This window comes from Mucilaginibacter sp. (assembly GCF_964263795.1).
Classification (GTDB): domain Bacteria; phylum Bacteroidota; class Bacteroidia; order Sphingobacteriales; family Sphingobacteriaceae; genus Mucilaginibacter.
Map to the genome: position 1 here is coordinate 1 of NZ_CAXVWK010000086.1, position 21949 is coordinate 21949.

Annotated in this window: 20 protein-coding genes; 11 read left to right on the plus strand and 9 right to left on the minus strand. The window is 43.5% G+C overall.

What is annotated here, in order from left to right:
* The 6 genes from ACE5CV_RS14450 to ACE5CV_RS14475 all read right to left on the minus strand — a co-directional run.
* On the minus strand, positions 1–1229 hold a 1229-nt coding region (locus ACE5CV_RS14450), incomplete at its 3' end, for a GMC family oxidoreductase N-terminal domain-containing protein (RefSeq protein WP_374950896.1).
* Between the two features lie 2 nt (positions 1230–1231).
* The gene (locus ACE5CV_RS14455) at positions 1232–1807 is read right to left on the minus strand and encodes a gluconate 2-dehydrogenase subunit 3 family protein (RefSeq protein WP_374950897.1); all 576 of its coding nucleotides are present in this window, start codon (positions 1805–1807) and stop codon (positions 1232–1234) included.
* Between the two features lie 125 nt (positions 1808–1932).
* Positions 1933–2850: a sugar phosphate isomerase/epimerase family protein gene (locus tag ACE5CV_RS14460; RefSeq protein WP_374950898.1), complete on the minus strand. Its 918-nt coding sequence runs from the start codon at positions 2848–2850 to the stop codon at positions 1933–1935.
* Between the two features lie 11 nt (positions 2851–2861).
* Entirely contained in the window at positions 2862–4400 is a 1539-nt protein-coding gene (locus tag ACE5CV_RS14465; RefSeq protein ID WP_374950899.1) for a TolB family protein, read from the minus strand.
* 126 nt (positions 4401–4526) lie between these two features.
* Positions 4527–5192, minus strand: a complete 666-nt coding sequence (locus tag ACE5CV_RS14470; protein ID WP_374950900.1) for a hypothetical protein — start codon at positions 5190–5192, stop codon at positions 4527–4529.
* A 108-nt stretch (positions 5193–5300) separates the two neighbouring features.
* Positions 5301–6380 (minus strand): fatty acid desaturase, encoded by a 1080-nt coding sequence (locus tag ACE5CV_RS14475; protein ID WP_374950901.1) that lies wholly within the window; start codon positions 6378–6380, stop codon positions 5301–5303.
* A gap of 391 nt (positions 6381–6771) precedes the next feature.
* On the opposite strand from ACE5CV_RS14475, the gene ACE5CV_RS14480 reads away from it, so the two are divergent.
* Both ACE5CV_RS14480 and ACE5CV_RS14485 read left to right on the plus strand, forming a co-directional pair.
* On the plus strand, positions 6772–9567 hold the full coding sequence (locus ACE5CV_RS14480) for a TonB-dependent receptor domain-containing protein (protein WP_374950902.1): 2796 nt from the start codon (positions 6772–6774) through the stop codon (positions 9565–9567).
* 87 nt (positions 9568–9654) lie between these two features.
* Entirely contained in the window at positions 9655–10341 is a 687-nt protein-coding gene (locus ACE5CV_RS14485; RefSeq protein WP_374950903.1) for a hypothetical protein, read from the plus strand.
* Positions 10342–10452: 111 nt separating this feature from the next.
* Here the strand turns inward: ACE5CV_RS14485 and ACE5CV_RS14490 are convergent, their stop codons facing one another.
* Positions 10453–10953, minus strand: coding sequence for a peptidylprolyl isomerase (locus tag ACE5CV_RS14490; RefSeq protein ID WP_374950904.1), 501 nt, complete (start codon positions 10951–10953; stop codon positions 10453–10455).
* An 84-nt stretch (positions 10954–11037) separates the two neighbouring features.
* Positions 11038–13068, minus strand: a complete 2031-nt coding sequence (locus ACE5CV_RS14495; RefSeq protein WP_374950905.1) for a thioredoxin domain-containing protein — start codon at positions 13066–13068, stop codon at positions 11038–11040.
* 173 nt (positions 13069–13241) lie between these two features.
* On the opposite strand from ACE5CV_RS14495, the gene ACE5CV_RS14500 reads away from it, so the two are divergent.
* From ACE5CV_RS14500 to ACE5CV_RS14520, 5 genes are all read left to right on the plus strand, one after another.
* Positions 13242–13478, plus strand: coding sequence for a hypothetical protein (locus ACE5CV_RS14500; protein ID WP_374950906.1), 237 nt, complete (start codon positions 13242–13244; stop codon positions 13476–13478).
* A 58-nt stretch (positions 13479–13536) separates the two neighbouring features.
* Entirely contained in the window at positions 13537–15723 is a 2187-nt protein-coding gene (locus ACE5CV_RS14505; protein WP_374950907.1) for a TonB-dependent receptor domain-containing protein, read from the plus strand.
* A 146-nt stretch (positions 15724–15869) separates the two neighbouring features.
* Positions 15870–18155, plus strand: coding sequence for an ATP-dependent helicase (locus tag ACE5CV_RS14510; RefSeq protein ID WP_374950908.1), 2286 nt, complete (start codon positions 15870–15872; stop codon positions 18153–18155).
* A 155-nt stretch (positions 18156–18310) separates the two neighbouring features.
* Positions 18311–18685: a helix-turn-helix domain-containing protein gene (locus tag ACE5CV_RS14515; protein WP_374950909.1), complete on the plus strand. Its 375-nt coding sequence runs from the start codon at positions 18311–18313 to the stop codon at positions 18683–18685.
* A 200-nt stretch (positions 18686–18885) separates the two neighbouring features.
* Positions 18886–19185 carry a hypothetical protein gene (locus ACE5CV_RS14520; RefSeq protein ID WP_374950910.1) on the plus strand — a complete coding sequence of 100 codons (300 nt, stop codon included), beginning with the start codon at positions 18886–18888 and terminating at the stop codon, positions 19183–19185.
* A gap of 11 nt (positions 19186–19196) precedes the next feature.
* On the opposite strand, the gene ACE5CV_RS14525 is transcribed toward ACE5CV_RS14520, so the two are convergent.
* Positions 19197–20651, minus strand: coding sequence for a tetratricopeptide repeat protein (locus ACE5CV_RS14525; protein WP_374950911.1), 1455 nt, complete (start codon positions 20649–20651; stop codon positions 19197–19199).
* 328 nt (positions 20652–20979) lie between these two features.
* On the opposite strand from ACE5CV_RS14525, the gene ACE5CV_RS14530 reads away from it, so the two are divergent.
* Genes ACE5CV_RS14530 through ACE5CV_RS14545 form a run of 4 tightly spaced genes read left to right on the plus strand, consistent with a single transcriptional unit; the run spans position 20980 to position 21763 of the window.
* Positions 20980–21123 (plus strand): hypothetical protein, encoded by a 144-nt coding sequence (locus tag ACE5CV_RS14530; protein WP_374950912.1) that lies wholly within the window; start codon positions 20980–20982, stop codon positions 21121–21123.
* 49 nt (positions 21124–21172) lie between these two features.
* Positions 21173–21316 (plus strand): hypothetical protein, encoded by a 144-nt coding sequence (locus ACE5CV_RS14535; RefSeq protein WP_374950913.1) that lies wholly within the window; start codon positions 21173–21175, stop codon positions 21314–21316.
* Positions 21317–21365: 49 nt separating this feature from the next.
* Entirely contained in the window at positions 21366–21509 is a 144-nt protein-coding gene (locus ACE5CV_RS14540; protein ID WP_374950914.1) for a hypothetical protein, read from the plus strand.
* 47 nt (positions 21510–21556) lie between these two features.
* On the plus strand, positions 21557–21763 hold the full coding sequence (locus ACE5CV_RS14545) for a hypothetical protein (RefSeq protein ID WP_374950915.1): 207 nt from the start codon (positions 21557–21559) through the stop codon (positions 21761–21763).
* The last annotated feature ends 186 nt before the right edge of the window (positions 21764–21949 follow it).

Sequence of the window (21949 nt, forward strand, 5' to 3'; positions counted from 1 at the left end):
TCCTGACCTATGCCATCCTGGCTATTCTGTTTCCAGCGGTAAGCGCTAAAGCCTGCTGCATATCCGCGTAAAAAATTGGTTTCCTGTTTATAAACATTCCGGAAACGCGGTATGTAACCACCGCCCGCCGGGTTGCGGCCATCTGTTGTCCACTCTTTAAAGCCGTCATACTCGGCGCTCATGCCTGCCGAGTAATTGTGGAACGCCACGTACTTGCCCAGTACACCGCTATCGTTACCCAGCCCGTTAGGGAAACGGCTTGATTTAGAGTTAAGCAATACCAAATTGGTGTTTAACGCGGCTGCATTAACAAATATAACGTTTGCGTAATACTCGATAACCTCTTTAGTATTACTGTCGATAACACGTACGCCGGTTGCCTTGCCTAATTTATCATCATAAATAACCGACTCTACAACTGAATGCGGCCGTAGGGTAACATGTCCTGATTTTAAAGCCCAGGGTATGGTTGATGAGTTAGCGCTAAAATATCCGCCGAATGGGCAACCACGCTGGCAAAGGGTGCGCTCCTGGCACTGGCCCCTGCCCTGATCCAGATGGATTTGGTTGGGTTTTGATAAGTGGGCGCAGCGCGCGCTAATAACGTGCCTGTTTTGATATTTGCCTTTTACATGCTTGCTAAAGTATTGCTCAACAGCGTTTAACGGAAAGGCTGGTAAAAACTCGCCATCCGGTAATTCGGCAATGCCGTCTTTGTTGCCGGAGATACCCGCAAATTTCTCTACATAACTATACCACGGCGCAATATCCTTGTAACGGATTGGCCAGTCTACCGCGAAGCCATCACGTGCGGGGCCTTCAAAATCAAACTCGCTCCAGCGTTGTGTCTGGCGTGCCCAAAGCAACGATTTACCACCGGTTTGATACCCGCGGATCCAGTCGAACGGTTTTTCCTGTACGTAAGGGTGCTCTTTATCCTTTACAAAAAAATGCATGGCGTCTTCGCCAAAGGCATAACAGCGGTTTACAATAGGGTTTGCCTCCTGCACTGCCGACGGCACTACGCCGTGATGCGGGAATTCCCAGGGATATAAATTGGTTGTAGGATAATCTTTTAAGTGTTTTACATCCCGGCCGCGCTCCAATATCAGGGTTTTAAGGCCTTTGTCCCCAAACTCTTTGGCCGCCCAGCCACCGCTCATGCCCGATCCAACGACTATGGCATCAAACGTGCGGTCTTTAATACTATCTATATTTAAAAATGCCATGTTTATACTGCTGCTGTTTTCTTAACCGGGAACATGGCGTTGTACCGGCCGGGTACAAGTTCATAAACTACCTGTTTGGTCATGAAATATTGTGACGTGGTGTAGCCGAATACGGTTTGGCCCTTCACCATTCCGTAAAAAGCGGGTAGCTTTGGCCCGTCATCTTTTTTACTATCGTCTTTTTTAACAGGCGGGTTTTTGGCCATTGCCGCCTGCTCATCTTTCATTTTCTTTTCCAGTTCCGTCACAAAAGCGGCACGCTCCTGCTGTGTACACTCGTTAAAAGTTTTATTGTATTTTTTATTTACAGCGTCGTCAAATTCTTTTAGGCCAGCCATAAACATATCCTGCTGCTGTTTATTAGTGCAATCATCAAGCATTTTAAAGATGAACAGGTTTATACCCAGATCTTTAGCCCCGGGAGTGGTGGTTTTAGGCAAAATAGTTTCGGCCAGGTTGGTTACCAGGTTTTCCTGATCGGCATCGATCTTAAGGGTTTTTAAAGCGATAACCGGCTTACCCTTATTATCGTTAAGGCACGATGGTAACACAGCGACACTCCCTAAAATCAAGGCCATGTTTCTGATCGCGATCCGCCTATTCATGTTTACGTTCACTATCGGGGAATTTAGGATTATATAAAGCCGGCCTGCCGGTTAAGCAAGCCGGGCTCTTTTGGATTTCGAAAGATAGGGTTAAACTATTAATAACCCCATTTTTTCATGGTTTGTAAATCAATTTTTACACAATCAAGCGGGTCTGCCCCCTGGTACGATTCATGTTCGATAATAAGAGATGTAATGCCCTGCTGCTTTGAAAGCTTAAGGATCTCTTTTAAAGGCACCAGGCCTGTACCTAAATAAGTACTTTCGTAACCGGTGCCAACCTCACCCGGCGTAGCACTTTTTATTTCATCTTTAACATGCAGCGACTCAATCCTGCCCGGGTATTTTTTCATGTAATCCAGCGCGGTCATGTTGCCCTGGTTGTACATGTTCCCGATATCTAACTGTTGGATAACCAATTTAGGGTCGGTATTATCCAAAATATAATCATAAAGGTTTTTGTCGCCAATTTTATTGGTAAACTCAAACTCATGGGTATGGTAACCAAACTTCATTCCCGATTTTTGGCAAAGCTCGCCGCACTTATTAAACTGATCCATGAATTTTTTAAGGCCTGCTTCGTCCTTACGGATGCTATCTTCCATCCACGGGCTTATCACAAATTTCTGCCCCATTGTGGCAGCATCTTCAATGGTATATTTCCATTTGTCGGTAAAATCGCCTTTGGCAGCGTCCCAATCCCTGGTTGTCATTACGGTGTGGCCGCTTGGCATAACCAGGCCTAAACCTGCCAGCAATTTTTTGAATTCCGGCGCGGTGTAACCATAAAATTTACGGTCCACATAGTTGGCATGCTCTACATAAACATAACCCATATCAGCCAGCTTTTTAAGCGTACCCGCCGGATCTGTCTTCATGTGGTCGCGTACGGAGTACAGCTGCAAACCAACCCGCTGGATCTTTGGCGCCAGGGCGAACATATCTTTTGGCATGATAGCCGCTGCGGTGACGGCCAGCGCACTGTTTCTGAGGAAGTTTCTGCGAGAGGAGTTCATATTTTTGAGATTTAGTTTTTTGCTTTAGGGAAGGCGGAAAACAATAGATCGGAATTACTTACAAAGGCGATGTGCTTACTATCCGGCGACCATGAGGGGGTGTTGATGGTTCCCTGGCCTCCGTATAAGTAAGCTACAACTTTTACAGGCCCACCACCTACCGGCATAGTACGGATGTAAACGTGCTTGTAAAAAGGGTGGTCGCCTGGTTTTACCTCACTTTTTAAGAAGGTAATGAATACGATAGATTTACCATCAGGAGATACGTGAGGGAACCAGTTGTTAAAATCATCGCTGGTGATCTGCGTTTGATTTTTGCCATCTGCATCCATCCGCCAAACCTGCATCAGGCCGCTGCGTACAGAATTAAAATAGATGTATCTACCGTCTGGTGTGTATTCTGGTCCGTCATCAAGCCCGGGAGAAGTGGTAAACCTTTCCTCGCGGCCACCATTAGCGGGGATACGATATACATCATATTCGCCGCCGCGCTCACCGCAAAATACCAGGTATTTACCATCCGGCGACCAGCCGTGCATGTACGATGCGCCAGCCTTGGGGTTGGTCACCATTGTTGCCTCACCACCATTAACAGATACTGTATAACCCTTAGACGAGCCGCCGTCGCCACTGCTAATGGTTAACATCTTGCCGTCAAAGGATATCACGTGATCATTATTGTTGTTTTTTGCCTTGCCGGTATTTAATACAGCCGGAGTTGATGTTGCAAGGTTGAATTTGTATAAAAAGCCATCGCTGTTATAGATAAGCGATTTGTTATCCTTAGTCCAGTTAGGGGCCTGTAATGATTTGGGTGACTGATATATTATCCGGCTGTTATGCGTACCCATGTCAAGCAGCTCGATGCTGCTACCCAGGTATTGCTTGTATGTAACCAGATCTGCAGGGGCAGGTTTAACGATGCGTACATTGCTAAAAACAGTTTTCTCAACAACCGCAGGGTTATGCGAGCATACAAAAATACCTACGTAAACCTCATCGCCCAGGTCTATATCCAGCTTTTCTTCTTTTTCAAACACATCGCCTTTGCGCGCTGCCGACATTATAAAGGTATTGCCAACGCGCTCTAACTGCAAAACATCCGCACCCTTTATATCTGATTTCTTTTCATCAGTAGTACCGCCATTAACTTTGCGGTACTGCATCGAGGTAAGGCCGTCGCCATGCACCACCGAGTTAACGTGTGCCGAATTTGCATCTAGGCTTTTACGAACCATTAGCCCGAACTTGCGGTGGTCTTCTTTGCCGGTACCCACAAATGCGCCGTTGGTCCGCATGATGAAATCGCCCTTTATCTTTTTCCAAACAAAGTGAAATTCATCCTTATCGGCCCAGATATTGGTACCCGAGCCACTCACCGTGTATTGTTGCGATTGAGTATTGTAAACGGTACCGCCCTTGATTTTTGGCGATCCTATATCCGTTTGTCCGTCAAAGATGCCGGGACCGGCCGATTGTGCGTGAACGAGATCAATTTGCGTTAAAGCTGTCAACGCGACAATAATAGTGCAGATCAGTTTTTTAAACATCAGATATTCAGATTGTAAATAATTGGTTGTCTAAGTTAATTATTCATTTCTGAAAATCACAGCGTTAAAAAAGCTTTTAAATAAAAAAAGGGGCTTTTTTAGCCCCTACCTTAAATTCTGTTGTTATCAGTGCAGTTTTTTACGTCGCGAGAATTTTGTTGCAGCAGTAACCAAACGTACGTTACTAAACCCGGCCTGTTTAATTTTGTCCGGAATATGCGAACAGATAAAGATGCCTACATACAGTTCGTCACCAAGGTCAAGATCAATTCTTTTTTCAGAAGTAAGCGGTTTATCTTTATAACCTACCGTCATAATAAAGGTACTGCCTTTTCGCTGTAGCTGTAATACCTGTGCGGTTTCTACATCAGTTCGCTGCTCATACGTAGAATCGCCCGCCGTGTTACGGTACTGCAGCGCGGTAAGCTTGTTGCCATGTACTACAGCGTTTACCTGTGCGGCATCACCGTTTAACGATTGCCTTGCCATTAAACCAAATTTGCCGTACATGTGCGTATCACCGCCTATAAATGCAGCATCGGCTTTAAGGGTAAAATCGCCCTTGATCTTTTTGTATGCGAAGTGCAGTTCGTCTTTAGTAAAGTAAACATCCGATCCCGAACCGCTAAGCAGGTAATGCCCATTTTTAGCATCAAATTTCAGGTCGCCTTTTAATTTAACCGGGCCAACCTCGGCCTGCGCATCAAAAATGCCTAAAGGTTTGGATTGTGTGTAACCAATATTAATGGCAGTAATCAGTAAAATAAAAGCAACCGTAAGTTTTTTTAGCATAGGTTTAAAATTGGTTTACCAATGTACCTAATACTTTTACTTTAAACTACTTAAAACAAAAAAAGGGAGATGTTTTCACATCTCCCTTTACGTATGACTGTTTTAGTCTTAGATCTTCACGGTTGCAAAAACCGGCTTCCCGGTTTCCGGGCAATACTCCAACTCAGGTTTTAACGCCGGCTTTACATATTCTTTAATGAATTGCGCCTTTGAATCTTTATAGTGGCTAACAGCGCCAATAATGCTCATAAACTTGATAAAGTACCACGCCGTATCTACCTGATAGGCCTTAAAGCCCGAACGTGCGCTTTTAGGGAACAGGTGGTGGTTATTATGCCACTCGCCGGCCACGATACCTGGCCATAATTGATTGATGGACATATCTTTGCGGTTATGATCAACACCTTCGCGGCGTTTGTCTTCGCCTTTACCGTGGCCTTCGTAGTTAAAAGTCCGTACGCCAACAGCCCAAACACCTGCAGAACCGAATATGGCAAAAGCCAAACCTAAACCGCCTAACAAATAAAAAGCTGCAAACCAAAAGCTCCAGTTGGCAATAACGCCAACAATGGTGCGCAACGGGTTGGCAACAGAACCATATTTTTGATACTGCGCGTAAGTGTTAGGCATAACGCCGGTATGTTTCATAAGGGTTACACAACGGGCGTATTCCTTCTCGGTCATGTTGCGGTTAATGGGCTGATGATTGGCATCGGCCAGGAAACAGTATAAAAAGCCGCCCTGCGCATTGTATGGGTCACCTGGGGTATCAGATAAAGCGTGGTGCACATGATGCGATATCGCGTAGATCTCTTCAGGAATGATCTTCAGGGTAAGGTTTTGCGTAAAGAACCTCCAAAAGTTATTGCGGAATTTATAAGCACCATGGGTGCAGTAACGGTGGTACCAAACCGTACCGTGGCTGCCCATAACCACCATGCTGTATAAAAAAGCGATGATGAGGCCCTGGATGCTGAAATAATTAAATAAAAAAATAAGCAGGCAAGGTGCCAGAAACAATACCATTAACCAACTGGTGAATGACAGCCAGTTCTTTTTATTTGCGAAAACGTTTATGCGGGAAAGGAATTCTTTTATGATTTGGCTTTGCGTGGGTTTCGACAGGTTGCCCTGCTCATCCTTCCAGCCGTAAGAAGGCGCTTCAAGCACATTATGGATAAATGCCATTAATATCGGGAGATTAAATAATCAATTAAATTTAAAATTGGTTTAAGGGGGCCGGACTAAGATACGTAAACCGTTTGAATAGCGATGTAAAAATCTTAATAATAAATTAAATTGTCATTTTAATGTCGGCCTGATATTTTTAAACGCTCGTTGGTTAGATTTGTTTCCTGATGATCGATAATAACTAATAGTCTAAACTGTTAATTTAGCTTGACGTTTTTCACTCTTTCACACCTTTTAAGCGCCTAATATTTCACTATCTCCTCTGAATACATCTTAAATTTTATATCAACACTGCGCCTTCCACCCTCTGCAACATTTGTATGACAACCCGCTTTTGATTAAACTTCGTTATACATTCATCGTCATTAGCTTAAACTCACAATTTGCTATGACCAAGCCCCTTATCCTTACCCTACTCGGCCTGCTACTGTTGCAGTATGCATTTGCCCAGCAAACACGTGCTGTATCCGGTTTGGTAACAGACAGCGTTGGTGCGCTGCCTGGTGTTACGGTTAAACTTATATCAGAGCAGGATAGCGCTGTTGTGGCTACTGATGTTAAGGGCTTGTTCCTGTTCCCTGCTGTAAAGGCAAAAAATTTCAAATTAACGGTAAGCGGCCTTGGCTATCAGCCGCTCACGCGCCGGTACGTTATGGATAACGACACCAAACCTATTCGGCTGGATGCTATCCGTTTGCAGGTGCAGGTTAACATGCTTAACACCGTTAATGTAACCGCAATTAACCCGATTACTATTAAAGAGGATACCGTGGAATATAAAGCCGCTGCTTACAAGGTGCGCGACGGATCGCCGGTGGAGGACCTGCTAAAAAAGTTGCCCGGTGTATCTGTTGATAAAGATGGCAACGTAACCGCCCACGGTAAGCAGATTACTAAAGTAAGGGTAAACGGCAAAAACTATTTTACCGGCGATGTGCAAACCGCCACGCAAAACCTGCCGGCCGATATTGTAGAGAATATACAGGTAATAGATGATTATGGCGACCAGGCTAACCTAACCGGCATAAAAACAGGCGACCCGGAAAAGATCCTGAACATTACCATTCAGAAAGGGAAACGTACAGGCAAATTTGGTCAAGGCACCATCGGTGCGGGGAATAACGACCGGTATATTGCACGCCTTAGCGCCAACGCTTTTAAAGAGGACAGGCAAATTGCCGTGATAGGTACCCTTAATAATACCAACTCCAATTCATTTAATCTTGCAACAGGTGGAGGTGGTGGCGGGCGCGGTGGCCGTGGTGGTGGCGGCAATACGTCGGGCGCGGGTATCAGCACGGCTAACGGCATTACCACCAACCGGTCAATAGGATTTAATTACCGCGACGAATGGGGCAAAAAGATTACAGCATACGGCAGCTACAGCTTTGCCGACAGGGACAAATACGGCACCAGCACATCCATCGAACAAAATTTGTTTCAATCAGGCACTATCATTAATAATGATAATAGCATCGACCGAACTCATAACCTGAACCACCGGTTTGACTTCAATATTGAATACCGGATAGATAGCGCCAACTACCTTAAGATCAACCCCAACTTTTCCTACAATTCATCGAACGATAACAACAGCGATATTTTTAGCAATAGCCGCAACGGTACCTTCATTACCGGTAACGAGCTGGCGCTAACCAACTCTGCATCACCTAATGGCGGCGTAAGTTTTTTATTTAATCATAAGTTCGGCAAAAAGGGCCGTAACCTAAGCATCAATACCGGTTTTAGTTTCTCAAAAAACACGCAGGATCTAAACGACCAGTACACTACCCGGCAAGACACTACTACTACACAATTGTTTCAGCAGGTAAACACAAATAACCATGGCGGCCGGGCAAACGTATCTGTTTCCTACACCGAACCCATTGGCAAAAGCACTTACCTGGAAGCCAATTATGCCCATAACTATTCCAATATCGATAACCAACGCGACAACTATCGGATAGACCCGCTATCGGGCAGGCAGTCGTTTGTAGATTCGCTGAGCACTGTTTACAATTATCAATTTATTACAGACCGTTTTGGGCTTAATTTGCGCAGTATAAAATCGAAGTATAACTACACCTTGGGATTGGCTGTGCAGCCTACACAACTGGATGGGCAGTCGCGCAATAATTACAGCACGTCTACCCATACCTTTAATTACATACCTACCGCAAGGTTTGTGTACAACTTTGCTAAAAATCACTCGCTTAACGTTAATTATACCGGCAGCAATAACCAGCCCAGCTTTACGCAATTACAAATTCAGCCCGATTATTCCAATCCGCAGAACCGTGTTTATGGTAACCCCAATTTAAAGCCCGAATTTAACAACAATATAAGCCTGCGCTACAACCAGTTTGATATCGCCAGCGGCAACTCGTTATTCACCAACGTGTCGTTCACCTCTACATTCGATAAGATTGTTACCAACAGCAAACCCGTAACAGATAACACCACAACTACATCCGGCCGTAACAATACCGTGCAGGAAACCCGTTATTTGAATACCGATGGATTCTACTCGGCCAATGGCAATTACGCTTTTTCCAAACCGTTTGCTAACCGCAAATACACCGTCACATTAAATGGAGGAGCGAACTTTAATAATAACATTTCTTTTATTGAAGATGAGCGTAACATTGGTAAAAACTGGGTATTTAACCAGGGCGCTAAACTCAGGGTGGATATAGATAGCTTAATGGATACCGAAATAAGTGGTAATTACAGTTACAACACTACCAATTACAGCCTGCCATCGTCAATAAATACAAATGCTAAAACCTGGACATTGGGGCTGGATGGCCGTAATTACTTTTTTAAAAATCTGATATTGGGTTACACGCTTACACAAACCATTAACAAAGGATTTAGCAGCACTGTAAAGGCCAACCCTACCTTGCTTACCTCTTACATCGAATACCAGTTTTTACCCAAAAACATTGGTTCATTACGTTTCCAGGCGTTTGATATTTTCAATCAAAACACCGGGGTAACCCGCACAGTGGCCGGCAACCAGATCATCGATACCCGCAGCAACCGCCTGGGGCGTTATTTTATGCTGAGCTTTACTTTACGGCTGCAAAAGTTTGCTGGCAGTCAGCGCAACCGTTCTAACGGCGGTAGTGGCGGAAGAAGAGGTACAGGCGGTAGTTTTGGCGGCGGCGGCCGTAGAGGATAATATTTTTTATAAATTTACATGATAGAAATCACTCATAACCTTTAATCGGAATCAGCAATCATACCATCAAAATAACTTTCAACAATAATGCTAAAACATACTATACTATTTGCCATCCTCTTATCAGCAATCAACACCTTTGCGCAAGAAACGGTTAAGGTCAAAAATAAACTTAGCCAAAACGTTACAGAAGTGTTTACCGTACCTGCCAATAATAAACTAATACGGCAGGGGCTGTACCAGGCGCTTTTTAAAAAGAAAACGGTGGTGGCAACGGGCCTTTTTGAAAACGATAAGAAAACCGGACTATGGCGTTTTTATGACCAAAAAGGCCAGGCCATGCAAATTTACGATTACACAAAAAAACAGCTACTGTTCGAAGCGCGTGAAGATACTACATCAAACCTGCGCTATTTTTTAGATAAACAGTTGGATACAACAATGAATGTGACCAAACCGGTGAAGATCGGTGGTCGGTATTATGGCTACCTGCCTTATCTCAACCTGTTCACCCTACCCCAGGACCTGCGCGATGTTAATTCCGACGTATTTGTCGCACGTGTAGAGCTGCTTATCAGCCCGTTAGGCAGGCTGGCAGATTACAAAGTACACCTGGCTGCCATAAATTTTGAGCGCACCATCAACATGAATATCCATTTGCCTAATCAAGAGGATATGGTTTTTATGCCGGCCACCCTAAATGGTGAACCTATTGCATCGCAGGTGGTGATAAAGTGCTACGTTACCAATTCCGGCCACCTGGATTTTGAATGATCATAGCCATTAGCCCTTTTAACGTAAAGCGTTTAATACCTCGCAAAAAATTGTCATAAATTAAAAAAGCGCAGAAACCTGCGCTTTTTGTATAAAATCTATCTTTAATGATTAGTGGGCGTGATGACCATCGGGGCCATGTGCGTGGCCATGCGCCAGCTCTTCTTCTGTTGCCGGGCGAACGTTCAGTATCTCGCCTTTGAAATGCAGTTCCTGCCCTGCCATTGGGTGGTTCAGATCAACAATCACCGAATCTTCGTTTACAGATACTACCTGGCCCTGAAAACGGTTGCCATTGTTATCCTGCAAAGGCAAAACTTCGCCAATCTGCGGTACATCCGCTCCCTGGAACATATCTAATGGAAGGTTAGCAACGGCTTCTTCATCAAGTTCGCCGTAGCCCTCAGCTGCCGATATACGGAAATCATAGCTATCACCTGTAGAAAGGGTGCTTAATTCTTGTTCAAATTTGGGGATCATCTGGCCGGCGCCAAACAAAAAAGTCAAAGGCTGCTCTTGTGTTGCACTTTCTGCCAGGCCTTCGGTTCCGTCCTCCTGCTTAACATACAGATCGTATGTTAATGATACTACATGTTGTGGTTCAATTTTCATTTAATATTTGATTTTAAGTAGTTATACTACATCCAAGTTATAGATGAGGACGCGGTTTCAAAACTCGTTTTTTATATAAAGGAATCAGTTATTTATTTGTTTTAACGCCTCTGTGATATTGTGGGCAGGTAAACCGCAGGTTCTGTCACGGCACACAAAAATTTGTGTTTCATCAGCAAATTTACCTTCCAGCAAAGGTAAGGTTCCGCTATTACCCCCCAGTATAATTTTGTTGGGGATATAATTTTTCTCCAGCCCAATGCGCATTTCATCTGCTTTGCTGCCGGTAATAGCAACCTCATACGTTCCAAATATTTCATCCAGTAGTAAAATGGTCCAGTTAGCATAGGCAGTGCCGTATTTGGCCAGGTGCGGTACAATGTTGCGCAGTAACTGCGCGGATACATCCAGATAGCCCTCGTTATCAAAGAAGAGACCTAATTTTTTTAGGTTACGTGCCATTACCGAATTTGAAGCAGGTATTACCCCATCCATTATCTCGGATTTGCGCGCGATCAATTTCTCGTCGTTATCTGCAGTATAGTAAAAAATGCCGGCCGCCTCATGGTAGTAATGTGCCAGTGCATAATCGGTAAGTTTTTGCGCCTGAATAATCCAATCCTCATTAAAGGTTACTTCGTAAAGCGCAATAAGCCCGTCTATAACGTTGGCATAATCATCCAGAAAGGCAACCTCGCCTATCCCATCAGTACCCTCTCTAACGGGTAAGGAGCTTTCCTTTTTGTAAACGCGTTTTACTTTTGCGCCTGATATTAAATTGTTATTTATAAACGCCGCGTTTTTCAGCGCCAGTTCCAGGTAAGTAGGTTTATCAAAGGCGCGGTAGGCATCACAAAGCCCTTTCAGCATCAGGCCGTTCCATGAGGCCAGTATCTTATTATCCAATCCCGGGCGGACTCGGTGACCGCGGGCTTCCAGTACTTTTTGGCGGGCAGCGTTAATACGGTTTGTTAATTGTTCAACCGATAGGCCAAGTTTATCAGCTAACTCCGCATCCTCTTCACGTCGAAAAAACACATTGGATTGCTCCTCTTCCCAATTACCATCTTCGGTAACGTGGTAATAAATGTTGAACAGGTCGGCTTCATCTCCTAAAATATCTTCTAATTCTGCTTTGGTAAAGATGTAAAATTTCCCCTCTTTGCCTTCGCTGTCGGCATCAAGTGCGGAATAAAAACCGGCTTCGGGCGAGGTCAATTCGCGACTCACAAACGTTATGATCTCATCGGCAATGGTCTTGTAAAGTGGGTCCGGGTTCCAGGTATGGGCTTCGGCGTACAAACTCAGCAGTTGGGCATTGTCGTACAGCATCTTTTCAAAATGTGGCACATGCCAAACGCCGTCTACCGCGTAGCGGGCAAAGCCGCCGCCAATATGGTCATAAATACCGCCAAAGGCCATCTTTTTAAGCGTAAGCTTTACGTTTTCTGCAATTTGGTAATCCTTCATCAGATGGGCATAACGCATCAGCAGGATAGAATTGTTAGGCATTGGAAATTTCGGCGCCCCTCCAAAACCGCCTTCTACTGAATCGATATACCGGCTCCATGTTTTCATGATCGCCTCCAGGTCGGCCTTGGTATATTCGGGCTGCTCACGTACCAACGCAACCGACTCATATTGGTTTATACCTTCAGTTAAGCGTACAGCATATTCTTCTGCTTCTTCAGGCTTTGTCTTATAGAAGTCGGCAAGGTTAAACAGGAGGCTCGTCCAGTCATTTTTGCGAAAATAGGTACCGCCGTAAATGGGCCGCTGGTCGGGCAGGCAAATACAATTTAATGGCCATCCCCCTCTTCCTCTCATCAATTGTATGGCACTCATGTAAATCTGGTCTACATCGGGGCGCTCCTCTCTATCTACTTTAATACACACAAAATATTCGTTCATAACGCCTGCAACGGCTTCATCTTCAAAACTTTCATGCTCCATTACGTGGCACCAGTGGCATGCCGAGTAGCCGATGCTAACCAATATCAGCTTATTCTCGTCCTTAGCCTTTTGCAGGGCCTCTGGCCCCCAGGGAAACCAGTTAACCGGGTTATTGGCATGTTGTAAAAGATATGGCGAGTTGGAATTAGCAAGTTGGTTCATACAATAGATAATAGGCTAAATTGTTAATTGTTTGATGGATGTGCAAGTGAGATTAGGTAGATTACCCATCTTTCATTTTCTTGCCTATCTTTACCGCCGTGAAACTCCTGGCTATCCTTTTATCGATGTGTGTGCTTATTCTTACTTTAAGACCATGCTGTGCAGATGATTGTTTGGACAAAACTTTAGTAAAAAAAGAGTTTGCGGGTAAAACCTCCCCTGTTCAAAAGGATTGCAAGGGTTGTTCGCCATTTTTTAGCTGCGGTGCCTGTGCCGGCTTCATTATTACCGCACCGGTTGTTCATCTTTTTACACCTGTAGAGCAATCGATAAAACACACCGCAAGCTATCAGCACCCCTTCCTTCAACAAATAGCACTTGCTATCTGGCAGCCGCCGCAGTTAGGTTAATAACCCTTATTGCCTTAACCGGCATGATTGTTTATCAATTTACCTACATCAATTTTTCATGAAGAAACTTTTTGTGCTGCTCACAGCGCTGTTATTTGCCCACGCGGCTTATTCTCAAAATACTTTTAAGGCAGTTGTTAAAGATGCCAAAACCAACCTTCCGCTTATAGGCGCTACCGCCCAATTGCAGGGCACGACTATTGGTGCCGCTGCCGATACTACAGGTTTTATCACTCTTGTTAGCATTCCCAACGGGAAGCAGGTGATCACCTATAAATATGTGGGCTATCAGTCGCGTACGGATACATTGACTTTCCCTCTCGCATCTCCTCTACCCCTATTAATTTTATTACAGCCGCAAGGTAAAGGCGACGGTACAGAACTGGAAGAAGTAGTAATTGGCGCTACACGCAGCAGCCGTACCATTGCCAACATCCCCACACGTGTTGAGGTTATAGCCGGTGAGGAGTTAGATGAAAAGGCAAACATGAAACCGGGCGATATCCGTATGATACTGGCCGAAAGCACGGGTATACAAACCCAGCAAACATCGGCCACCAGTGGTAACTCCAGCATCCGGATACAGGGTTTAGATGGCAAATACACGCAAATCATACACGATGGATTTCCATTATATTCGGGTTTTTCGGGCGGGTTGGGACTATTGCAAATCGCGCCGCTTGATCTTAAACAGGTGGAAGTGATTAAAGGTTCCTCCTCTACCCTATATGGTGGCGGGGCAATTGCCGGATTGGTGAACCTCGTATCGAAATTGCCGACAGAGGAACGACAGCTAAGCCTTATGCTTAACGGCAGCTCGGCCGCGGGTTTAGATATCAGCAGCTTTTATACTCAAAAATTCAAAAAAATAGGCACAACCATTTACGCGGATTACAATCACGGTTCGCCCTATGATCCCGCCGGCATCGACCTGACGGCTATCCCCAAATACAACCGTTTTACTCTTAACCCCAAAATTTTCTTCTACCTCAACGATCAAACCGACCTTAACATCGGCGTTAACAGCACTGTAGAAAACCGCATTGGTGGGGACCTCCATTTAATTAAAGGCAACGGCGATGCCCGGCATAGTTATTTTGAGGAGAATAAAACCGGCCGCTACAGTACACAGGCCACGCTAAACCACCGGTTAAACAGCAGGGCCAAGGTAATATTTAAAAACAGCGTAAGCTATTTCGACCGCACCATCAACTTGCCTGATTATCGCTTTGCAGGTACCCAGCTTTCCACTTACAGCGAAGCAGATTACGTTTATAAAGGCGCTAAAACCGACTGGGTAGCCGGGTTAAATTATCTAACCGATTACTTCAAGGAAGATAAAACTAGTAACTTGGCTTTGCGCAGTTACAATTATCAAACCATTGGCGCTTTTGTGCAAAACACCTGGGATGTTAGTCCTAAATTCATTTTAGAATCGGGCTTACGTGCCGATCATCACGATGCGTATGGCTTTTTTGTGCTGCCCCGCATTTCGGGTTTGTGGAAGATTAGTGAGCAGGTTTCCACACGTTTGGGTGGCGGGCTGGGCTATAAAGCGCCAAATGTATTTACCGAGGATGCCGAGCGCATCCAGTTTCGCAATGTGTTACCAATCGATATCAATAACACAAAGGCCGAGCGGTCTTACGGAGCCAATTATGATATTAATTACCGTACAGGATTGTTCAGCAACAGCGTTAGTTTTAGCATTAACCAGCTATTTTTTTACACCCGGATTAACAGCCCCATCCTGCTTACAGCTTTGGCTAACGGCAACCTGCAATACCTGCAGCCCCGGGGTGACCTTAACACCAAGGGCACCGAAACCAACATCAAACTTACTTACGACAACTTTAAATTATTTATCGGCTATACGTATGCAGATGTTACGCAGCACACGGATGCCACTATCAGCGCCTATCCCCTGGTATCAAAACACCGGCTAAATAACGTTTTGGTTTATGAGATAGAAGACAAGTTAAAAATTGGCGACGAAGCTTACTACTTTAGCAGGCAGCGTTTAAATGACGGCACAAGCGGCCGGCCTTATTGGACCATAGGGCTAATGGCAGAAAAACTCTGGCCAAAGTTTTCGCTATTCATCAATTTTGAAAATTTGACCGATACCCGTCAAACTAAATTTGGCAGTATTTATACTGGCGATATTACTAACCCAGTGTTTAAAGATATCTATGCCCCGCTTGATGGGTTTGTAGTGAATGGTGGCATTAAGATAAAACTATAGCTGAGTGACTTTTTTTAAAATATTCATGCAAGTACATAAGCGATACCTTGTATTAAATTTATTCATTTTAACCTTGGGCACAATCTGCCCTTTACGTTTTCGGCTCAAATAACTAATTTCGCAGTACAAGAAAAGAGGAACAGGATTTGGATTATTTAGAAGGGTTAAACCCCGAGCAAAAGGCCGCAGTGTTACAAATTAAAGGCCCGGTAATGATTATTGCCGGCGCCGGGTCTGGTAAAACGCGCGTTATTACTTTTAGGGTTGCACACCTTATTCGCAGCGGTGTAGACAGCTTTAATATACTGGTGCTTACCTTTACTAACAAAGCCGCCCGCGAAATGCGTGAGCGGATCAATCATATTTGCGGGCCCGAGGCTAAAAATATCTGGATGGGAACCTTCCACTCGGTTTTTGCCAAATTACTGCGCGTTGAAGCCGGCCGCATAGGCTACCCAAGTAATTTTACCATTTATGATACCGACGACAGCAAGAGTGTTCTGCGTGCCATTTTAAAAGAAATGCAGCTGGACGATAAGCTGTATAGCGTAAACTTTGTACTTAACCGTATCTCTGCCGCTAAAAATAACCTGGTGGGCTGGCAGGAATATCAAAATAATGACCAGATACAGGCCGATGACTTTAGCAGTGGCCGCGGCATGCTGGGTAAAATTTATGAAACCTATGTGCAGCGCTGTTACCGCGCCGGCGCAATGGATTTTGACGACTTGCTATTTAAAACTAATGAGCTGTTAAAGAACCATGCCGATGTATTGAATAAGTATCAGCATAAATTCAAATATCTGATGGTGGATGAGTACCAGGATACCAACTTTTCACAGTACCTGATTGTAAAACGCCTGGCAGCCGTTAATGAAAATATTTGTGTGGTTGGCGATGATGCGCAGAGCATCTACGCTTTTCGCGGGGCCAACATTCAAAACATCCTCAATTTTGAAAAGGATTATCCTGATCTGAAAATATTTAAGCTGGAGCAAAATTACCGCTCTACGCAAAATATTGTAAACGTAGCTAACAGTGTTATTGCCAATAACAAGGAGCAGCTTAAAAAGAACGTTTTCTCTGAAAAAGAATCGGGAGATAAGATAAAGGTAATGCGGGCGTTTAGCGACAATGAAGAAGGAAAGCTTGTTGCCGATGCCATCATGTTCCAGCGCAGCTCCAACGGCCTTAAATGGCATGACTTTGCTATTTTGTACCGCACCAACGCCCAATCGCGTTCAATGGAGGAAGCCCTGCGTAAAAATGGAATACCTTATAAAATCTATGGCGGTTTGTCGTTTTACCAGCGTAAAGAGATCAAAGACCTTATTGCTTATTTCAGGCTTACCTTTAACCCTAACGACGAGGAAGCACTTAAACGAGTGATCAACTATCCAAAGCGCGGCATTGGCGATACTACGGTAGACAGGATAATTGTTGCGGCCGATAAAAACAGCATTACTCCGTTTGAGGTAATACTGCAGCCAAACCGGTATATCGAAAAAGCCCCGGCATCATTGTCGGCATTTGCTACGATGATCCAGAGCTTCCAGGTGATCACCAAAACGCTGAGCGCCTATGAAGCGGCTTTACACATTGCGCAGCATTCGGGATTGCTTAAAGACCTTTATGAAGATAAATCTGTAGAAGGTCTTAACCGTTATGAAAACATCCAGGAACTGCTGAATGGTATCAGAGAGTTTAGCGAGCGCGACGACATTGATGAGAAAGGCCTTGATGTGTTTATGCAGGATGTAGCTCTTTTAACAAACGATGATAAGGATAAAGATAAAGATGCCGATACCGTATCATTAATGACCATACATTCCTCTAAAGGGCTGGAATTTCCGCAGGTACACATTGTTGGGCTGGAAGAAAACCTTTTCCCGTCGCAAATGTCGCTTAATGCGCGCAGCGATCTGGAAGAAGAGCGCCGCCTGTTTTACGTGGCTATCACCCGCGCCGAATACAAGCTTACCATCAGCTACGCTACATCGCGGTTTAAATTCGGTACGCTGATCAGTTGCGAGCCGAGCCGCTTTCTGGACGAGATTGACGCTAAATACTTGGAGCTTGATTTTACCGCCAAGCCGGCTACGCCTGCATCGTCATCCTTTGATGATGAACGAAGCGTCTGGAGCCGCAAAGCCGATACCTATTCAAAACCAAAGGCTGCTACTGCACCGCCTGTTAAAACAACGTCGATATTGGCAAAGGCCCATGTACCCTCGCCAGGTTTTAAACCTTCTGATACAGCTAACCTGCAGGTAGGCATGCAGGTAGAACATGAACGCTTTGGATTTGGCAAAGTGCTGACACTGGAAGGGAACAAGCCGGATATTAAAGCCACGATATTTTTTAAGGAGATTGGCCAGAAACAACTGCTTTTAAAGTTTGCAAAGCTGAGCATTGTAAGCGGGATAGAATAGCGGTTATCCCCATTCCTTGTAGAACAAATTCCACATTTTTTTGCTCGGTAACTTTAACTATATGTTAATAGAGCTCAATTAGGGCATATTTGCTTGTGGCACTTAGTTTGGATAACGGTTATCACCCTTTATCCCTTAATTAATTTTTTATGTTCATGATGACCGAAACCATTAAGAAAAAAACAAACAAATCTGCAGGTAAAAATATCCGTACTTTACGCCACGAACGCGGATGGAGCCAGGAAGATGTAGCCAACAGACTGGGCATCTCTATCCCGGCATTTTCAAAAATCGAAACCGGCGTTACCGATATCAATTTATCACGCCTGGAGCAGATCGCTAACATTTTTGAAGTAAGCGTGGTCAACCTGCTTTCATTAGAATATGTTGAAGAGCCAAGCGTACAGGATGCCAACCTTAACGTCATCCAAAAGAAATTGCTTGACAGAGAGACCGAGATCACTAACCTGCAGCGTAAGGTTATCCTCCTGTACGAAGAATTGCTAAGCAAAAATCATGTTAATTTATAACGTATTACGCCCTACTGTTCATTAATTACAACAATTGCCTTTTTTTGCAGAATGGTAAATTTTAGCCTCATTTAAATTTTTTAAATGAGATGAAAATTAAACGCTGATTTTGCCTGATCGTTACCATAAATTGATATAAACCACCCGGTTAGATATTTTGGATTTATAATTGTAATGCCATTTGTATAAAATTTTGTACGATGGCTAATTACATGATATCGATCTCAAATGCTGATGCCGCTGGTGACGGAATTATACATGATACACGCAGCAAACTGAAAGTAAAGGCTTTTGATCTTTTAAGATCTCGTTTTAAGCCGTCGCGTGGCGAGGTAAGCTTTTTTGTAACAGCCGGCAACGAAACTTTAGCCTTTGAAACCGAAGGTTACAAAAAGCACAGACAGTTGCTAATTTTGCAAATGATATCCAGGTACTGTGTATATCTTGGCTTATTGGAGGCGCAGATACATAGCAGCATTCCGGCAAGGCTGGCCAGCTAAGGTTAATATGTTTAAAAAACGGTTTTGCTGGTGTCGTTGAGCATTTCGCTCATCTCAATAATTTTCTGATCAATATCAGATACGCATTTATCCATCATATTGATGCATTCCTTTTCATCCACTAAACCTTCTTTTTCCAGGTTCATTAAGCCGCGCAGCGTTGCAATTGGACCCCTAATCTGGTGCGACAGGTAGGATGAATATTCTGACAGTTTTTTATTCTTGATCTGTAGATCCTTAGTACGCTCATCAATAATTTCTTCCAGGTGATGGTTCACCCTATCCAGATTATCTTTCTGGCGCAATACCTCGGCATTAAGAGCGGTAAGCTGTGTGTTAGTAGCGGTTTTGCGCTTCACATTATTCATCAGCAATGCAATTACCACTAAAAGCAACCCGGCAACAACGGTTACTGCCCAGAATTTTATCCGGTCGTTTTGCTGTCGTTGCGCCGCAAGCGCGTTGTCTCGCTCCTTAGCCTCCTGCTTAAACTGCTCCTGAATAATGTTGATCTGGGTAGATTCATTTGAAATATGGATGGTACTATCCTGCTGGAATATTACCTGCAGGTAATGAAGGGCGCGTTCGTAATTTTTGCGCTTAAGCTCTAACTGGTAAATGGTATAATTATAATCTGATGCGAGTTTGTCATCTTTTACAGCGAGTGAGTAAGCCTGCCCTTCCTGCACAATTCGTTCTGCATCTTCAAACCTGTTCTCGGCTATGTATAAAGATGCCAGTGTCAGGTTAGTACTGGCAACCGGCTTGTTCAGGTCGCGCTCTTTAGCGGCTTTGTTTGCTGCCAAAAGCAACTGTTCAGCCTTATCAAACTGCCGGATATTAAAATAAATTACCCCCCTATTCTGCAACGCCTGGATCAGGTTAACCGAATCTTTGATTTTCGAAAAAATGGCATTCCCTCTATCGTAATAAGACAGTGCCTGGTAAAAACTCTTTTTACGGTAATAAACGTTTCCAATATTAAGGTAAGATGACCCTATAAGCTGCTGATCTGAAAGTCTTTGTGCTATCTGCAACGAGGAGTTAAGATATTCTAATGCCTTACCATAGTCGCTGTCCAGGTAAAGGTTACCGATGTTGTTGTTCACCTTAGCCTCGCTGCGCAGGTCTTTAATTTCTCTGAATACGTTACGGGCCTTTAAATAATCATCAATTGCAGCGCGTGATTGATTTAAGTAATAATTACCAATCCCTTTGATACGGTAAGATTCGCCTAAGAATTTCTTATACTTTAATTCATCCGGTAATTTCTCTGCTATAGCTAACGCTGCCGCTGCATCCTCTACCGTTTGCTGAGGGTTGGTAAGACGGTTGTCATAAGCACGGGTGTTTAGCTTTTTTACTTCATTGGTATCCCTAACAGCAACATCATCATATCCTTTGGCGTATACAGATATAAAGCAACCGGCAAGCAATAAAATAAAAAAAGTATAAAATTTATTCATCAGAACTCTATACGTTGAATTACGGTGAAAGTTATGAAATAAATGGCAAGTACAAACGTTTGTAAAAACTTTGCAAAAACGGCCACGAAAATATATTTTAAATTATTTCTCAAAAATTAAAAAACATATTTATATTTGCATTGTTAAATAATTGACTGTTAATAAGTTAACAGTTATTAACACTATTATTTTGTTTAGTTAAATATTATAATTTTCCGGGTGAAATTATAACCAATAGTTACATTCCAGGATAAAAAATGTAACGTTTGAGCACTAAAAATGCGCCTGGGTATAAAATAATTTAAAAGAAAAGTTAACTCATAATTGTATGAAAAAAATCTTCCTTGCTTCACTACTGATTTTTGCAGGCATCCTCACATCATGTATGCAACACACACGTGTTAAATCAACTATTGACGTAATCCTGCAAAGCACAATTGGCATACGTAAGGATATCGGCACGGCAGACTAACTTAATACAATTAATCAATCAGATAATAAATATATAGAAAATATACATCATGAAAAAAACAATCATCGCAGCAGCGCTCATCCTATCAACAAGTATTTTACCATCATGTAAAAAACAGGTTCAGGAGAAATCAACAGCAACGCTTGATATCAATACAACTGCCACCAAAAAAGATGTTGGCACTGCCGATTAATTCACTAAGTCGTACAAATTCACACTCCATTATACACGCATACCCAATCATGAAAAAAGTTACTATAGCAGCAGCATTATTTTTAAGTACCGGCATCCTGGCCTCATGCAGCAAACAAGCCGCAATTAAACCAACAGCCACTATTGAACAAAGCACTATTGCAACCAAAAAAGACGCGGGTACCGCCGACTAATTATAACGTTAACAAAAACAGATTATAAAATACTAAAATATAAAACCATGAAAAAGTCAATCATCGCCATTGCATTAATATTAAGCACAGGTGCATTATCAGCATCAACCATCGTTGCAAAACGTGATAGCATGCCTAAAAAAACATTCACTAAAAAAGACGTAGGTACTGCCGATACTAAAAAAGACGTGGGTACTGCCGATATCAAAACCAATACAGCCAGCACTAAAAAGGATGTAGGTACCGCCGACTAATCTAACAACTCAATTAATCATTTTAAAGAAACCTAAATAAGTATAAAACAAACATCATGAAAAAATCAATCATAGCAATCGCAATCATGTTAAGCACTGGCTTAACTGCAACTGTAAACGCATCAAGTGCACCTAAAGTAAAAACTGCAACAACTAAAAAAGATGTTGGTACTGCCGACACTAAAA